Here is a 17667-nt window from a genome sequence, read left to right as displayed (position 1 = left end):
ATCCTCCTTTCAAAAACTTATATTGCTTATGCCTTAATCAGCAATGCTTTCTAATTTAGCACGAATCATGACGTCGTCTAGTTCCAAAAGATATTCCCTCATCAAATCATTGGCTTCTAAAAAAAAGACGATTTTTCCCTTCTGAGTAACTAGTTTCATCTCTCTTGATGCAATAAGTGGTTCCTTATTTTGATCAAGCAGCGCTTCACCAGAACTTGTTACGAAGTGAAGCGAAAATGTATAGGTTTTGGTGGTATCCATATTATAGTAGGGAAATTCACCTTGATAGATAGATTCTTGATCACCTGCTTCCAGAGAGTCTTCAGTTCGCAAAACGACAGCTTTCAATTCTAACTTAGGAGTTGTTTCAGCGTCAGGGGCTCTAGATTCTGTAGTCGGTGTTTCGTTGCTTGTTAAGTTTTCTTTCAAAAAAAAGATACCTCCTACCAGCAAAACAAGAGGTATTATGACTTCAATTAGCTTCTTCATATAAAATCCTTCTTTATGGGAGATGTTTTTAAGAAATTCTTCCGTTTTTTCAATCCACGTGTTTTTCAGATGATCATCAAAAAATGAATAGCTACTTTCTAATTTGAATTTAAATCGATAATACCACAATGACCAACATCACCTTTTCCTTTTTTTTTTTCATTTCAACAAAAAACAAGTACAAAAGGCAAATTTAAAACTGATATTATTTTATTAAACATTGTAGATTAAAAAAAAGTAAGAAAATTGGAGATGAAAATGAAGAATCAAAAAGAACTCATTCAAAGAATAGTAGCGAGCTTTTTTCTTTTGTTCATCGTTGAGATAGGAAAGCATATCCAGGTTCCATTTTTTGTTTCAGAACAGATACCAGAAGAATCAACTAGTTTGATTTTGAAGTTTTTAGCGACATCAACCGGTGGGAATTTCACTGTTCCGACGCTTTTTTCTTTAGGAATGGGCCCGTATATGACCGCTCTGATCATCTGGACGACGATCAGCATGATTGATACAGAAAGTATCGGAAATCTTTCCACCAAACGAATTGGTTATATTCAACGCTGTTTGACTCTTTTATTTGCTATCCTTCAAAGTTGCGCACTAGTCTTAAAATTTCGTTCCTCAATGATTGATCAAAAAGCTATTGGAGGTTCTATTGTCCTGTTGTTTTTAGGAGCAGTTCTTGTATTGTCTGCCGGGGGATTGTTCGTTGCATGGCTAGCTGATATCAACATTGATAAAGGAATCGGAGGTCAAAGTCTGTTTATTGTTCCAGGTTTACTGATGAATATCCCAGCTATGTTAATTTCAGGACAAACAGAATCTGTTCATTTGAGTCAAAACTTTCTTATCGGGTTAGTTATGTTGACCTTGGTTTTTATTTATCTCACACTGTTTCTTTACAGTGCAGAGTACCGTATCAATATTGAGCGGACAGGTATCGACAGTCGCTTTAACAATTCGTATATTCCTATTCGACTTTTACCTGCCGGGGCAATGCCTTTTATGTTTGCAGTAACCGTCTTTTCAATGCCGCAGCTTTTACTATTGAACGAAAAGTGGGGGGACACAGGCTTTTCGAATTTTATTACGACTTACTTTTCATTCAATAATGTGCGGGGTGTTTTCACTTATGGTCTGATTCTCTATGTTTTAGGTTACGGATTTAGTTTTATAAATGTTCGACCATACGATATAGCGAAAAATCTAAAAGAGACAGGAGATTATATCTTAAATGTTGCTCCTGGTAAACAGACAGAGCAATATATATGGAAACGCTTGTCGACCGTTGCATTGCTTGGCAACAGTTACCTTGTGATCATTTCAATGATTCCTTTATTGATTGGATTGCAAAATCAAATTATTTCCAACTTAGCTTTTTATTTCGGAAGCATTTTTATGTTGATCATTATTTTAGAAACTATCACAAATGAAATACGGTTCCTCTTTTCCAGACATACTTACCGGATTTTTTAGAGGATGTTAGGAGGCAATTCTTTGAACTATTTTATTCCTGATTGGACGAGTAGTAGCGGCAATTTAGAAAGTGATTACATGATGAATATCATTCAGCTTTTCAAGAACAATCGAGAACCGTATCACTTATTGTTATTGGAGCATATGCCGTTTTTACGTTATCAGATGCATGCATATGAATTAGAAGCAGCGCAAATGACTTCACTTTATGATTGCTTGCAAGACATTCAAAAAACCAATGGATTTCCCTTAGATGTCGATGACTTGCCTCTTGCTGAGAATGTGGAGAAGGTCTATACACCTTTTGGGATCACACTGATTAAGGAAAATCAACCATTTGGTGAAATTCGGTTCAATACATTTGGTTTTGCAGAACAGATGTATTTAATGACGGAACCTTATCGACATATTCTCTTTTTAGATGATCGGGGTTTTATTTCTGCAAAATCGTTTCAGAATGACAAAGGGGAACAAGTAAAGAAGATTTATTATAACGAATCAGGAATAGAAAAATGTGTGGAATACTTTGGAGAAAATCCACACGTTGAGCTGATAAGTCCTCAAAGAATTGGGCTAAAGAAAAGTCAGTATCGAAGCATGGATGAACTTCTTTTAGAGATGATGAATCAATCTCAACTGAACCTTGAGTCAGAAGATCAAATAATTTGTTTGACAAATGAGCGGAGTCTAAGATTGGTCAAAACGAACGAGGAACGAAAAAGAGTGATCCAGATCGTTTCTGATGCCCACAGACTTTCAACTTGTGCATCAGATGAAAAAGCAGAATTATGGGCAGGCGAAAATAAAATTATTACTGATTCGACTAGTAATCAAACAGCGCTTCTCTCTTTAATGAGACAGTCCGGTATTAATGACCTATCTCGGATACAGCGCATACCTATTTACACAACTTCTTTTCAGCTGGGCAATAGCAACTCCATTCCCCAGCTGGTTCTTTATTGGAACGCCGGTGAGCTTAACGAAGACGTTCGAAGAATCCATCATCTATTACTGCAAAAAGTTATTCAGAATGATCGTTATGACTTAATCATCGAAACAACGACATTCCAAAGCGAAGTCGTTTTACGAGAAGCACAAAAAGAACTGGTTGATACTCATTTCGGTGTCGATAGTGAATCAGAGGAGTATCAAAAGGTATTAAAGTATTTTGAAGCAAAAAAGGCAAAAAAGTTATTTAAAACGGATGAAGAGGCGATTGAAGAGATTCGAGAAAGCAAAAATTGGCGAAATCTAGTAGAGGCAGTTGATGTCAATTTTAGGATTCACTTTCGTTTGGATTCTCATCTCACCGCGATTCGTCAGGATTTCAATGAGACACGGTTGTATATTGATTTGTCTGCTGAAGTTGATGTCCAGAAACAAGCACTAGCTGTTAGTGCAGGGATTCCTCAGCTTGTTAGGAAGAAAACCGATTATGTGGATGACCAAAAGAATGGGCAAATCATTGGTCAAATTAGAGAATTAGATGCAGCAATCGCTTTTTACATGGACGATTTAAATAATTGGAACCAAGCATTAGTGGAAAATATTAGTTATATTGAGCATTTTAGTGAGGAAAATATTATGAAACAATGGAGGGAGTTGCTAAATGGTGTCGTCTAAACAGATTCAGGTATTTCATATTGCAGCTGTTTCTTCCGAGTGGCAAAAACGGCTCTCTCCTTTGTTTGCCTATCAGTGGCTTCCATTATCCTATGATTTCAGCAAAGATGAGCAGGAGCTGCAGCTGTTTAAGAAAGACAAATATAATAGCAAATATCATCGGGCAATTTTTCTTCTAGAGGAAAATGCCGCAATTCTTGAAAATTTTGAATTTTTAAAACAATTGCCTGCCTACCAAATATTTTACGAAGAAAATGATCGACTATCTCCAGAAATTCAAGCGCTTTTCACATTAAAAGCAGCGAATCGCTTTGATAAAAAGCAGCTAGAAAATGTTTTTCGTATGATCAATGAGCAATTTTCAGCAAAGCAACAAGGATATAAGCTGTCTATGGATCACATGAAATTTAATAAAGATGTTTCGTTGCAGATCGCTAAAGAAGGACATGCAGCCTGTCAGGTAAAGGCGCAATTGACATCAGACTATCAGCAAATAACTACTTGGAAAATGACTAACCTGATTCCTAAAAATGAACGCACCTGCTTTTATCCGGAAATCGCAAATATCGAAGGAGAAGCGATTGTGAAGATCAAACTCTTTTTTATTAGAGAAAACACGAATCAAGTCATCCAAGTGATTGAGATTCTTCACGATCAAATCATAAATGGGGAACCGATTTACTTCAAATTAGATCAAAATTCATACATCAATGTTTCATTGTATGCCAAAGGAAATCGAGGGCAATTTACGATCGGGCAGATGCACCTGCGTAGAGCAATGGCGGATGAAAGTGTCATGATTCCAGGAGGTGGTCGGATTCGAGATGAAGAGAATCTGGGGGGAGAAGTGATCTATTACTTTAACCCGGGAGATTTAAAACCTCCATTAGCGGTTTATTTTTCTGGCTATCGTTCAGCTGAAGGTTTTGAAGGCCGTGGGATGATGGGAAGTATGGGCTGTCCTTTTCTGCTGATTGGTGATCCTCGTTTAGAAGGTGGAAATTTCTATCTAGGCAGCCAGAAATTCGAACAAGAAATCGTAGCGATCATCTTAGGAAAACTAGCACTGCTAGGTTTTGAAAAGTCAGATCTCATTTTATCCGGATTGTCGATGGGAACGTTTGGCGCGCTATATTTTGCTAGCGATTTAAGCCCAAACAGTGTCATCGTGGGAAAACCGTTGACGAATCTTGGTTCCATTGCTCTAAATGAACGCATCAATCGACCAACTGGATTTCCAACCTCATTGGATATGCTGCTTTACAATATTGGGGTTGTTTCAAAAGAAGCGAGCAGTCAATTGAATGAACGGTTCTGGAGCAAATTTAAAAGTGGCGATTATCGTGAGACGACATTTGCTATCGCCTATATGAAACAAGACGACTACGACATGGAGGCATTTCCAATGTTGTTTGATTTTTTAAAAAATAATTTCCCCATGACTCGTGTTCTGTATAAAGGCATGATCGGCCGACATAACGATAATAGTCCCGCCATCAATAGTTGGTTTTTGAAACAATACAAAAATATTCTTGTGCATACATTTCACCGTGATATCAAGAAAATATTATAGGGAATGAGGGAGTCGATGAATAGTTTATATCGTATCAAGTGGGGGATCGACTTTAATGACAATTATAATTATGGCGCAAAAATAGCTTATATGCCCTCTGGGGAGGTCTCTTATTCTTCTCCTTTGATGCCTCCCGGCGTCAGTATTAAATCTTGGTATTCGAAAACAGAATTTCATATTAGTCGGAAATCACCAATGCTGCCTATGTTACTGCCGGGACACAAGTATGAGTTAACACTTCATGCTGAATTCGATCGTGAGGAAGCAGTACAGCTATTGATGGAATTTTTTGATAAAGATGGGTTTTTTCTTGAAAAACTAGTCTTCGAAACAAACCAGGAATGTTTTTTCTTTCCCAAAGGTGCCACTGATTACCAGATTCATATGGTAAACAAAAAGCATCAAGAGATTCTTTTTAAGGAATTGGTTTTATCCACTAAGGAGAATCAAGCATTTGAAGTGGTTCCTATAAATGCAGACACTGGAGCAAACGAAGGCTCAAACATAGCTACCAGCGTTGTTGCGGTTACACCGCTGGTTGAGAAACATGCTGCATTATCGGTCGTATTTGAAAAACAGAACAGCTATGTCAAAGAATATGCACTTTCAGATTTTGAAGCAGGATTGTTTGTTGAACCGGATATTAAGGCTGCATCATCGTATTTGGAAGCATTGCTTGAAGAAATCTACCAGCGAAGCGACAGTCCCGAAAAAATCAACCTTAAAATGGGACAAAATTTTTCTCTGCTGGAATCTTGTTACCACAAAGATTTTTCTGTATTAGCTTTATTATTTGCAAAGCCAAATGAAGAAACTGAAGCACCCGAGCTTATGGATCGTTTGCAAAAAAAGATCGCACTTAATCAAAGGGCACTAAAAGTTTTAGAGAATGTAAAAGAAAACAGGAAGAAATCAACCTAATAAAGAGGGGGACATCATGAATTTTTTTGTAAATAAAGCAATGGGGATTGGCAATTCTGGTGTGGAACATGCACAGTTCTATCGTGCTGCTTGTTTTGATAGAAAAAAAATTCCCTATAAGTATATTTTTATGGAATTAGTGAAGAATCTCCATGAAGCCATGGCAGCTTGGAAAATACCAGATGATAAAGTCATCTCCATGTGGGAGTATTTTGCACTAGAAGGTGATTATTTAAGGAAAGGGGCTAAAGCAGTTTTTACTGCACAACAAGATCTCTTAGTAGATGCTACGAACACACATAGAGTCAAAGAAACTATCACATCCTCAGGATTAAAAATCGTAGAGCATATGGAAAAATCTCCTAGTCGAAAAAAAGAAGGCTTACTGCTAGTTTCGGATTATCGGGTAGAGATCTTTGACTATCGAACGAATCAAAGAAAAATCATGTACAGTTACCAAAATGATCCGCATCGAGGAAGAGTAATGACGAATATTCATTTGTTTGCTTTCAAAGGCAAACATCGTTTCTTTAGAAATGAGGTCTTATTGCAGCGATTTTTCTTTAAACAACTGATAGAAGAATTCCCAGAAACCAAAAGTATCATCATTGATCGGGGAGAGGAAAGCGAGGCTGCTTTGTATGATCATTGTCCTCCGGAAATCAAATTGATTGAGATTGTTCATGCCGATCATTTATCTGATCGTGACGTAGCTAGCGCACCTCTTTGGAACAATTACTATGAATTTGCTTTGACACATTTGGAACAAGTCGCTCATATCGTTGTTGCGACAGAATTGCAAAGGCAAGATTTGTTGATCGACTTTCCAAACGAGTCTCAAAAAGTTGTCACGATCCCGGTGGGAGGGATTCGTGATATGACAGAAGACTCATTTGAAATAGGCAAACAACAGGCAGAGAAGTTTGTGACGGTCTCTCGTTTGGCATCTGAAAAGCACATTGATCTTGTGATGCGGGCAATTGCTGCAGCAAAAAAAGAATATCCAACGATCTCTTTAGACATCTATGGTCAAGGGGGAGAAGAAGGCAAGTTAAAAGCAGTGATCAAGGAGTTGAATGCAGAAGAGTACATTCGGTTAAAAGGGCATTCTCATGCAATCAATGAAGTATATCCTGATTATGATGCATTTATCTCTGGTTCTTTTTCAGAAGGTTTCGGATTGACTTATATTGAAGCTTTAAATGCAGGATTGCCAATTGTAACCTTCAAGGCTCGTTTTGGGGCCATGGAGTTGATCAAAGAAGGAGTCAATGGTTATTTGAAAGATTTTTCTAGAACTGATGAAGCCTATACTATTCAGCAACTAACAGATGGCATTCGTCAGTTGACTGCTTCTGATTTAAACCAACTTAAAGCCAATACCCGCAAGTCTGTCCGAATGTTTCAAGACGCGATAATTGCAGAGAAATGGAGTGAGTTGATCGATGCATTATGAATTAGTCACCGTGATCCGACCAAATGACCGAATTTGGATGGCACAAAAATCACGAATCAAAGAAGGAAGTCAGGTGTTGTCCATCTCACCGAGTCCAAATTTCCAAGCAATGCTCCAAAAAGAAGCATTGCAGGGAATCAATATTTTAGATCAAGTGACACAGCGCAGTCACGATCCAGAAGCCTTTCTGTTTTTTAACCAAGTACCAACAGCATATTGTACAGAAGTTTATATGAACGAGGATCGGACCATTTCGTTGATCACTGATGGAGATGAAGTAGGTAAAGTGAGCTTGTATCCAATGACTAGAAGACATGTGAAAGAAGTTCGATACTTTTATCCTGATGGCACGACAGATTTCATTGAAGAATATGCCGCAGATGGGAAATTGTTCTCAATTATTTATTACTGCAATGACCAGGTCCAAGAGATTGCTTTTTTCAATGATCAGCAACAGAGCATCTTGAATTACTACTTTTATCAAGGCACCATCAATTTGGTCACGACTCGTGATACAGAAACATTCAAGGTAACTCAAAAATTTAACACAACACTTGATTTCATTCGGGATCAGTTAGCTTTCCAGTTAACAGAAAATGATACAGTTGGCATTTCGTACATGGGATTAGAATTATTTTCTCTAGCAAAAACCAACTCAATAAATACACTTTATCTGGAAGAATCGCCGCTTGATGGCAAAGGGAATATCAAAGGGAACTTAATGAGTATTTTAGATGACCGCATTCCTTATATTCATAAGGTAGAAGTCGATCAAAAGAATTATCAGTTGTTGGCAAACAAAAATGTATGCATGGACAAAGTTGTGTTGAAAGGATGAGGACAAAATGAAAAAAATGAAAGCCACTGAATTATATGAGCAAATTATGTTGCTAGTAAAAGAGAACAGCGGGTCCATGCTCACTTTTGAGAAGGAACAAGAGGAAGCAAAGAAACTTCTTGCTGATCAAAACGAATTGATTGATCAGTTGATTCAAATCAATCAAGAAATGAAAGCAATGATGAATCAGCCAGAAAACGACATCGATCTAAATGTGATCCAAACATTAAAAAAACAATTCAATGCATCTTTTGAGCAGCAACAGGAGGAGCAAAATAAATTACAAATGATTTATGAGAAGCTCTTTTCTGCTTATGAGGTTGAAAAGCAAATGCTTCGAACCTATTTTTTGAATGAAACCGAGCAGATCATTGATCGGTTAACTTCAACCGTCGAAAGACAAGATAACGATGTGAATCAATTGAGTCAAGAGCTGATTGATGAGCTTCGGGCAATAGAAGCAGCAGAGGTAGTGAATGAGATAGCTACAAACGAAAACCAACCAGTAGAAAATGTTTCAGAAGTGAGTGAGTCACTACAACTGACAGTCGATCAGAACCAATAGATAAACCAGTTTTCTTCATAGGTGTTTGCCGAAAATAAACTGGAAGAGGTGATATCGTTGGCGAATAATCAGCTAGAAAAAACGATTCAAGCGGGATTTCAAGAAGAACGAGAAAACGTAAGAAATCACTCAGAAGAAAAGAAAAAGGGCAAAGCGATCACCATCGTGCTTTCCTTAGTTATGTCGATCGTGATCCTTGGATCGTTGGTTTATTCTTTATTGGAAGCATTACAGAAGTAAGAATAAAAATAGGTCCTGCATTTTAGAAAAAAGGATTTGAAAAATATGGAAACTAGATTACTAAGCGTTTGTCGATTAATTAGCACGATCAACCCAGACTTAAAGATACCTGATACATCAGTCGTTGCTGTCAATATTGATCGCGAGAAATTAGAAGAGATACGCAAATGTAAAGGACTATCTGTGAAATCTTTTGAAAGAAAGATTGGGTTATCTCGCTCACGGTACTATAGATGGGTACAATATGAGATCGACTTGCCCTTCGAATTGGTTGTTGGCATCAAGAAAATGTTGAGCATATCTGATACCGAATTGTTAGACATGTTTGCAATGTCAACAGATGAACAACTTCATCTATTAAGTGTATTGATTTATAGCTCTTTATCAACGAAAGAGGACATGTTTGTTACCTTTATGAAAGTCAGAAAAGAGTTAGAAAAATTTCGCTCCTCTACTGAGGATAATACGATGTTTAAACTTATGTTAGCCTATTCTGACCTCGTATTTGGTTGTATGAACCAGAAAGTCCCGGATGCAAGTTTAGAAATGCTTGAAACATTTTTTCTGGGAACTGATTTTTATACATTATTTGACAGCCTTTTATATTTAGCTACATTACGCATCAAACAGCGCTATGGCTTGCACGCTTCATCTTTAGAAAAACAAATTTTTTTGTTAGAGAGCTGCCTTTTAAAGAAAATAAATTCGACTGATTTTACGGAACTGCGGCCAGTCTTGGTAGGCGCCGTACTAGATTTATCAGAATGCTTGGTAGACATCCAACGATGTGATGATGCGGTTCAATTACTTCAACATGCAAGTCGTTTAATGGAAGAGCATTGGCATATTGATGTCTATAATCAGACAGTTCTAAAACTAGTCAAATATCTGCTGCTTACAAGGAATACTGCCCAAGAAGATCCAGCTGTACAACTGTTTTCTAAAAATTTGAAGGGGGCAGAATGGTGCTTACCAAAAGATGAAGTGATGTTTGTGCGGGCAATGATGGAAAAGGAGATGGGGCAAGCGTGAATCGGTGGGTGACGACGATCATTGAATCGAATGCAGCAGATTCAGTCAAAAAAGCGAAAGTAGATGTTTACCACATTGCCAATGGGATGGATTATCAGCCTTTATATATTTATCGTTATATCGATGAGAATGAAGATGATTATGCACTTATGTCAAGGATTGATGGCATTACAGCTGGTGTCGCTTATGAAGATATCGTGGTCTATCAATATCCAAGTTATAACGGAGCCCATTTTGACCGGATGTTTTTACAAAGAATGAAACAAAGAGGGATTTACACGATCTTATTTATCCATGATGCCGAGATGTTGCGTGGAAAAGTCGATTTTGATGAATCTGCTCTTTTCAATGAAGCTACATTATTAATCGTTCATAGCCAAGCTATGCAGGTAGCACTAGTCGAAAGAGGCGTGACACGGAAAATGGTCCAAAAACCATTTTTCGACTATCAGCACCAGGGAGTTAGTGTCAGTCATGAAAGACCAGAAAAACGTGTTGTCTTTGCAGGAAACTTGGCAAAAACCCGTTTTCTACAGAAGTGGCCCAATCACACGGAAATACTTGTATACGGCGATAAAAACGACAGTCAATTTGGTCCAAATGTTCATTATTGTGGTGTTTTTGAGCAAGAAGAATTGGTTCGTAGGATGGAGAAAAATAGTTTCGGACTTGCGTGGGATGATAAGTTGCCTGATGGTGGTGACTACCAACAATATACGAAGTATAATGCCCCGCACAAAATCTCGTTGTATCTCTCGTTGGGAATCCCTGTCATTGTATGGAAAGAAGCAGCTATAGCAGAGATGGTACAGAAACTGGAACTTGGCATTACTATCAACGCGATTGAAGACATTGATCATCAATTAAGTGAGTTATCAGATGAAGAGCTGCTGCGGATAAAAAATAATGTTCTTTCATTTAGTTGTTTACTGCAATCAGGAATATTTACTAGAACGGCACTGATGGATTCAGAAGTGAAAATACTCCTAAGCAAAGGAGCAAGTCAAGCATGAAACAATCGATGAGTACAAAGAAGTTATCCGCAATCGTTCAAATCAGCGAGCTAGACCAGATGCTGGCCGATTTGAAACAAGCGATCGAACAACGAGATAGGAAAATTGCACAGTTACAACAAATGATTTTAGAAAAAAAACAGTCAGTCATTGGGTATCGCGATTTTTTTGTCTTAAAGAATAGCCAAGATGAGTTGAGAGAGCTATGTCAAAAAATTGACATACAGCTGGTCAAAACTAATGAACTTCTACGGCATATCCATAATACAAAAGCTATTTTCAGCGATTTGTTGTTTTTAGAAGCAGAAGTCAATGAGCAAAGGGAGAGAATTCAGGAACTGTCCAATGCATTCTTTATCCAAGAAGTGACAGGAGAATAGAGAATGAAGCGTCAATAGGATGGTATGGAAAGCTGTAAGTCATGATCAATAGGGAAGTTAGGGGGATTAGTGTGAACAAAATCATTGCGTTAGACATTGATGAATTTCGAGTAGGCGTTGTTGGCTACGGTTATCAAGATGTCAGAAGTTCTGTTTACTCAGAAGTCAAAAAAAATAATCTACAATATCTTTTAGGAAAAAATAATGAACCGATCTACCTAAAAAACAAAATAGGGAAACGAATTCTTCTCGAGGGCAGCGAGAAAGAAATTACTTGGGGCCTCGACAGGTTGTATAGTCGACGATCGGAAGCCTACCAAACATTTGGGAATCCGTTGATAACTCTCGGAGATCAAAAATTTAAGACATATATCAAAACGATACTCTCTTATTTAGTAGAGAAAAGCCCCTCACTTTTTACCGAAATTGCAGAGGATTGCTTTAGCTGTTCATTATGCCTTGGAGTAGCAACAGAAAGTTTTGACCGGCTTGCTGACATTGAGAGACAACTGGCGGATGAATTCGAGACCGTTGTTGATGGCACTCACTATCGGATTCGTATCGAGCGAGTAAAGCTGATTCCAAAATCTCTAGCCACAGTTTTTGAAAGCAAACGAAATGATATTCATTTGATGTTAGGCGTGGAAGAAATCCTTGCTGGGTTGACCTATGTCATTGAAATCAATGATCATTCTCTCACTTGTGACAGCTACGAAAATGGAGAACTAATCAAAAGTTCAAAAGTCGCAGACGGCTTGTATGAATTGGCAGGCAACGTGGTACAAGCTTATCAAGAAAATGAAGGGAATCATCCGGCACCAATCTTTGAGCTGGATCATGGCGTCGTCTACGATATGCTTGTCACAGCTAAGAAAAACAATCCATTTATTGTGACGATCAATGGACGTCAGACAATAGATTTAACTGAAATCGTTAGTAAAGAGACGACTGCTTTGACAGATCAATTGATTGAGTATGTAAATAGTGATCAAGATATTCAATATGCTGATACAATTCTAGTCAGAGATATTCCTTCAGCAGCGATCAACGAAAACACAGTAAATCAGACACTCATCAAGATGGGGCTATCTTGTAAAGTATTTAACAATAAAAATGCTCTTGGTGTGTATCTCTTTGGGGAGTTGTTCTGGAAAAGTCAACTGAATGCTTCGACGGATCACTTTGAAGATAACAGTCCATTTCCAATGAAGCCAGACGTTTTAGAGACGAAAGTGAATGCAGAACCTTTACCAGTCGAGAAGGCCATCGAATCAGCAACTAACCAAATTGATGCTGAGTTGCCAGAAGCTACCAAGCAAAAGAGTCATAATAGAAGCTTATCAGTAGAAGCAATTTTTGCGGAACAGTCTGAATTGCTCGACTTCTTGATCAACAACGATAAAGAGTAGTCAATTTGGCAAAGAAAAAGTGAATCTCCTGCAGATAGCAATAACCATTCCTTTTTCCAAATGGTCAGTTTTTTTACAATATCAGAATATCAGACTGCGCAATAAAATCTTTCTCTCATTGAGATTGATGTGTTTGGCAAAATCAAATTTGGGACTGAAGAATCAATTCTGAGTAATCAGTCCCAAAAATGAAAAAAGAAGTTTCTTTGTACAGTAAAAATTAAGAGAACTTATAAATAGAGGGAAAATAATAGTAAGATTTTAAAGAATCTGCTAAAATTTTTGTAATCGAAAATGAAAATAATATGATTGTTTATGAAAATTTTCATTTTTTTATTTACAATTATTATTTTTTGACTAGTGAAATTTTAACGAGTTGCTAATCACTGCTGTTGCTCAAGAGTTTTAAATGAAAGAACTTTTATCACAAACAAAAGATTCTTTCTTGATTTTGAGTATTTATCATGAAGAAATTGTTCTGCTCTTTTTTAAAACTAAAGAAATTCTATTTCATTTTCACAAGTTCTCCTGAGAGCAAGAATCATTTTATGATTCTTGCTTTCATTTTTTTCACATAAACAAACTTTGAGGTATTTTGCATTTTGTCTTTTTTCCGATTAGGATAATCACCTGAGTAAAATTTGTTGTTTGGAGGAAGAAAAATGCTTACTTATGTGAAAAAAATAGCTTACCCAATTTTCATGTTATCCTTGCTTGTCATGTCGTATGTGACGCCATTGTTACCAGTCGTTACAGCTCATGCAAACACCGAGGGAAGCACCAAAACAGTCCTATTTCAGAACGAAAAAGGCACAGCGCAAGTGACCTCATTACCAGATCCTACCACAGGGGAGATCACTTGGAGAATCCAAGTTGAAAAAAACCAACAAGCAGCAGCTAATCAACTGGCATTCAGCTTGAGTGAAGGGGAACAAACGATTTTGCCGGAATCAATCCAAAGCAGCGACACGAACTTTACATATGATTCGCAAAGACAGCAGTTGATAGAAGAAACTGCTAGCAGTTCCTTTAGTCAAATGACGCTAACGTTTCAAACAAAAAGTCTTCAAACATTGACAATCAAATCAGCGTTTCTTCAAACAGATGAAGAAAAGGGTCAAGTGAAAGAAGACCTCATCAACGCAACCGATGTAGCAGTTGTTCTACCTGAAAATCAATCCACAGAAGCAACGAGTACCGAAGCCGTACTTTCTGATAATCAGGATCAAACAGAGGCTTCTGAAAAACAGATTGTAACAACAAGCAGCGAGTCACAACAGCAAACGGAGTCAAATACTGCATCAACAGCAATAGAATCAACACCTGATACCCAAGCAAGTGCACCAGCAGCTTCACAACTTTCAAATGGCGGCATTTTTAAAAATGATGTTCCTGAAGTTGATGACGCCCTTCTGGGAGAAGCCCAATATTTTCATATTTTTGCTAACCATGCGACGCTAAATACCCATACAAATGGAAACTTAGCAGTGGGAGAACTAAATGGAAATGTCAATTTTGGAACCAGTATTCAGGATGGTTCGTTGGCAACAGAAATCAATTACATTCAAAAGGTCAATACGATTGCAAATTCTTCTTTTGTGTCAGGAACGGATAGTAGAAAAAACAAAGTTGTTTTTGGTCCATCAGTCACAGTAGATTTAGCAGATCAAAATCAACAGCCTGCCGTTTTTATAAATGGTCAGAGAATGGATCACTTGAAAACTTCCGAAGTTTTCCAAGATCCATCCGTAAGTGAACCGTATATAGATTTTGGAAAGGTATTTTCAACGTTACAGGCGACGTCAGAAAGACTGGGAGCCTATCCACAAACCCCCGGTGTAACCAAGGACTTTACTGATAATAATCAGCGAGTCATTGATACTGCCAGTGCTGAAAATGATACTCAAGAGGTTGTTTTGACCTTAACGGATGAAAAAGGAAAGCCGCTTGATGACGGTGTCTACGAACTTCAAAATAAAAAGACACATAAAGAGGTTGATGAAGAGATCACAAATGATGATGGACAAGTAATCGAAACGGATCTTCCAGAGGGAGAGTATTCCTTTGTGGAAACGGAGGCGCCAGACGGCTACCTGATTGATACGAAACCCATCTCCTTTTCAGAAGATCCAATTGCGAAAGAAGACCAAAAGGTAGTTGTTTCTCTTTCAAAAACAGAATTAGAAAAAGATACGCCGATTACTATCAAAGGGCTGACAAAAGGCACGTCTCCTGTGCTCATCAATGTGGATACCGAAGGAGCAAGTACCGTTAATATCAAGTCGCAAATTAAACTAGAATATACAGATGGTACGTCCCGTAATAGCCATGAAACAGAAGAGTTTGATGATGCTGTTATCTTATGGAATTTTGTTGGCCAATCAGAGGGCCAAACGATTTCGATTAATAGTCCCTTCCAAGGAACGATCTTGGCTGTTGGTGATACAGTTGATGTTCATCAAAATGTCGACGGCAGTATCATTGCGGATACAGTGCTGGTCAACGCAGAAACCCATCGCTGGGATCTGCAAGCAAATGAAACAATCGTGCCGACTATTAAACTAGCTGCCATGAATCAATTGCTTTCTTTTGAGACAACGACAATCAGCGGGACCAAAACGTGGGACGATTATGACAACAAATTCAATACCCGTCCGGCAAGCATTACAGTTCAATTATTGCAAAACGGTGAAGTGTTCCAAACAAAAACGGTTACCCCAAATAAAGAGGGGGAATGGCATTATGAATTTACGGACCTACCGACAACTGACGAATCTGGTCAGACTTTTGAATACACAATCCAAGAAAAACCTGTTGAAGGGTATACTACTAAAGTGAACGGTTATGACCTAGTCAACACCTACCGTAATACCGAAACGACAGAAGTATCCGGAACAAAGACATGGAATGACTATGACAACAAGTTCAACACCCGCCCTGAAAGCATCACTGTCAAGCTGATGCGAAATGATAAGGAAATCGACGATCAAATCGTAAAAGCAGATCACCAAGGCAACTGGACTTATCGCTTTGACAATCTGCCTAAGTATGATGTCGAAGGAAAAGCTTACACCTACGCGATCCAAGAAGAAAAAGTGTCAGGATACACCACTGAAATCAAAGGCTATGACCTAGTAAACACCTATCGTAACACCGAAACAACGGCAGTATCGGGAACGAAGACGTGGAATGACTATGACAACAAGTTCAACACCCGCCCTGAAAGCATCACTGTCAAGCTGATGCGAAATGACAAGGAAATCGGCGATCAAATCGTAAAAGCAGATAACCAAGGGAACTGGACCTATCGCTTTGACAATCTGCCTAAGTACGATGCCGAGGGGAAAGCATTTATTTACACGATCCAAGAAGAAAATGTTCCAGGATACACCACCAAAGTAAATGGCTATGACTTAGTTAACACCTACCGTAATACCGAAACGACAGAAGTAGCTGGAACAAAGACATGGGATGACTACGACAACAAGTTCAACACCCGCCCAGAAAGCATCACTGTCAAGCTGATGCGAAATGATAAGGAAATCGGCGATCAAATCGTTAAAGCAGATCACCAAGGCAACTGGACTTATCGCTTTGACAATCTGCCTAAGTATGATGCCGAAGGAAAAGAGTACACTTACACGATCCAAGAAGAAAAAGTGCCAGGTTACACTAGTGAAATCAACGGTTATGACCTAGTCAACACCTACCGTAATACCGAAACGACAGAAGTAGCTGGAACAAAGACATGGGATGACTATGACAACAAGTTCAATACCCGTCCAGAAAGCATCACTGTCGACTTAATGCAAAACGGTAAAGAGATTGACAAGCAAACCGTAAAAGCAGATAAAGAAGGCAACTGGATCTATCGTTTTGACAATCTGCCTAAGTACGATGCCGAGGGGAAAGCATATACTTACACGATCCAAGAAGAAAATGTTCCAGGATACACCACCAAAGTAAATGGCTATGACTTAGTTAACACCTACCGTAATACCGAAACGACAGAAGTATCAGGAACAAAGACATGGGATGACCATGACAACAAGTTCAACACCCGCCCAGAAAGCATCACTGTCGAATTAATGCAAAACGGTAAAGAAATCGCCAAGCAAGTCGTAAAAGCAGATAAAGAAGGGAACTGGACCTATCGTTTTGACAATCTGCCAAAATATGATGCGAAAGGTCAAGCTTACACCTATAGCATTCAAGAAGTGGCTGTCAAAGGATACAAGTCAGATGTCCATGGCTATGATTTGATCAATACTTATGTCGAACCAAAAACGCCGAGAACGCCTGAGACACCGAATGATCCTAGCGGTCCCAAAGTACCAACCCCTTCTGACAAGTCTGATAAACCGAAAAAAATAGCCAGATACGCCGAGCAAAAGCTGGATGACAAAAAGAACCAGACAGAGTCATCACAGACAGATAATGAAAAACGATTACCTAAGACAAACGAGGAATCCTCTTATGAACTAAGTGTTCTTGGAGGTATCTTACTCACCATGATTGCTTTCCTATTCTATAAACAGAAACATATTTAACCAAACAAATCTTTGTACTGCTCCTTCGCTAGAAGTCAGTACAAAGATTTTTTCTTAAAAAAGTATAGGACTTATTTAAGACTTGCGACAAAACTTTGGCTG

The 17667-nt window shown here is 38.3% G+C and carries 14 protein-coding genes; 13 read left to right on the top strand and 1 reads right to left on the bottom strand.

The genetic code is table 11. The features are described from left to right. Window positions 1-33 precede the first annotated feature (33 nt). The gene (locus tag ENLAB_RS04490) at window positions 34-618 is read right to left on the bottom strand and encodes a hypothetical protein (RefSeq protein ID WP_233619061.1); all 585 of its coding nucleotides are present in this window, start codon (window positions 616-618) and stop codon (window positions 34-36) included. Between the two features lie 129 nt (window positions 619-747). On the opposite strand from ENLAB_RS04490, the gene ENLAB_RS04485 reads away from it, so the two are divergent. The 13 genes from ENLAB_RS04485 (at window position 748) to ENLAB_RS04425 (ending at window position 17565) form a co-directional block, all read left to right on the top strand. Then, entirely contained in the window at window positions 748-1965 is a 1218-nt protein-coding gene (locus ENLAB_RS04485) for an accessory Sec system protein translocase subunit SecY2 (protein WP_140966004.1), read from the top strand. Between the two features lie 21 nt (window positions 1966-1986). After that, window positions 1987-3588 carry an accessory Sec system protein Asp1 gene (gene asp1, locus ENLAB_RS04480; protein WP_244352813.1) on the top strand — a complete coding sequence of 534 codons (1602 nt, stop codon included), beginning with the start codon at window positions 1987-1989 and terminating at the stop codon, window positions 3586-3588. Next, complete coding sequence (asp2, locus tag ENLAB_RS04475) at window positions 3575-5161, top strand: accessory Sec system protein Asp2 (RefSeq protein ID WP_244352812.1); 1587 nt, start codon at window positions 3575-3577, stop codon at window positions 5159-5161. The genes asp1 and asp2 overlap by 14 nt, the downstream gene beginning before the upstream one ends. Before the next feature lie 15 nt (window positions 5162-5176). Further along, a complete protein-coding gene (asp3, locus tag ENLAB_RS04470; protein WP_244352810.1) occupies window positions 5177-6082 on the top strand; it encodes an accessory Sec system protein Asp3 in 906 nt (301 codons plus the stop codon). Window positions 6083-6098: 16 nt separating this feature from the next. Next, window positions 6099-7538, top strand: a complete 1440-nt coding sequence (locus tag ENLAB_RS04465; RefSeq protein WP_244352808.1) for a glycosyltransferase — start codon at window positions 6099-6101, stop codon at window positions 7536-7538. Beyond that, window positions 7528-8376 carry a hypothetical protein gene (locus tag ENLAB_RS04460; protein WP_140966009.1) on the top strand — a complete coding sequence of 283 codons (849 nt, stop codon included), beginning with the start codon at window positions 7528-7530 and terminating at the stop codon, window positions 8374-8376. Before ENLAB_RS04465 ends, ENLAB_RS04460 begins: the two co-directional genes overlap by 11 nt. 7 nt (window positions 8377-8383) lie before the next feature. Beyond that, the gene (locus ENLAB_RS04455) at window positions 8384-8941 is read left to right on the top strand and encodes a hypothetical protein (protein WP_081117485.1); all 558 of its coding nucleotides are present in this window, start codon (window positions 8384-8386) and stop codon (window positions 8939-8941) included. Window positions 8942-8989: 48 nt separating this feature from the next. Then, window positions 8990-9181 carry a hypothetical protein gene (locus ENLAB_RS04450; RefSeq protein WP_077452924.1) on the top strand — a complete coding sequence of 64 codons (192 nt, stop codon included), beginning with the start codon at window positions 8990-8992 and terminating at the stop codon, window positions 9179-9181. 45 nt (window positions 9182-9226) lie between these two features. After that, entirely contained in the window at window positions 9227-10213 is a 987-nt protein-coding gene (locus tag ENLAB_RS04445) for a helix-turn-helix domain-containing protein (RefSeq protein ID WP_081117484.1), read from the top strand. After that, complete coding sequence (locus ENLAB_RS04440; RefSeq protein WP_077452920.1) at window positions 10210-11226, top strand: glycosyltransferase; 1017 nt, start codon at window positions 10210-10212, stop codon at window positions 11224-11226. Before ENLAB_RS04445 ends, ENLAB_RS04440 begins: the two co-directional genes overlap by 4 nt. Further along, complete coding sequence (locus ENLAB_RS04435; RefSeq protein WP_077452918.1) at window positions 11223-11606, top strand: hypothetical protein; 384 nt, start codon at window positions 11223-11225, stop codon at window positions 11604-11606. The genes ENLAB_RS04440 and ENLAB_RS04435 overlap by 4 nt, the downstream gene beginning before the upstream one ends. Window positions 11607-11677: 71 nt before the next feature. After that, on the top strand, window positions 11678-13015 hold the full coding sequence (locus tag ENLAB_RS04430; RefSeq protein ID WP_244352806.1) for a hypothetical protein: 1338 nt from the start codon (window positions 11678-11680) through the stop codon (window positions 13013-13015). 662 nt (window positions 13016-13677) lie between these two features. After that, a complete protein-coding gene (locus tag ENLAB_RS04425) occupies window positions 13678-17565 on the top strand; it encodes a Cna B-type domain-containing protein (protein ID WP_244352804.1) in 3888 nt (1295 codons plus the stop codon). Window positions 17566-17667: the final 102 nt, after the last annotated feature.

It is taken from the genome of Enterococcus innesii (assembly GCF_022846515.1).
In the GTDB taxonomy this organism is placed as follows: domain Bacteria; phylum Bacillota; class Bacilli; order Lactobacillales; family Enterococcaceae; genus Enterococcus_D; species Enterococcus_D innesii.
This window is presented reverse-complemented; position numbering and strand designations above follow the sequence as displayed.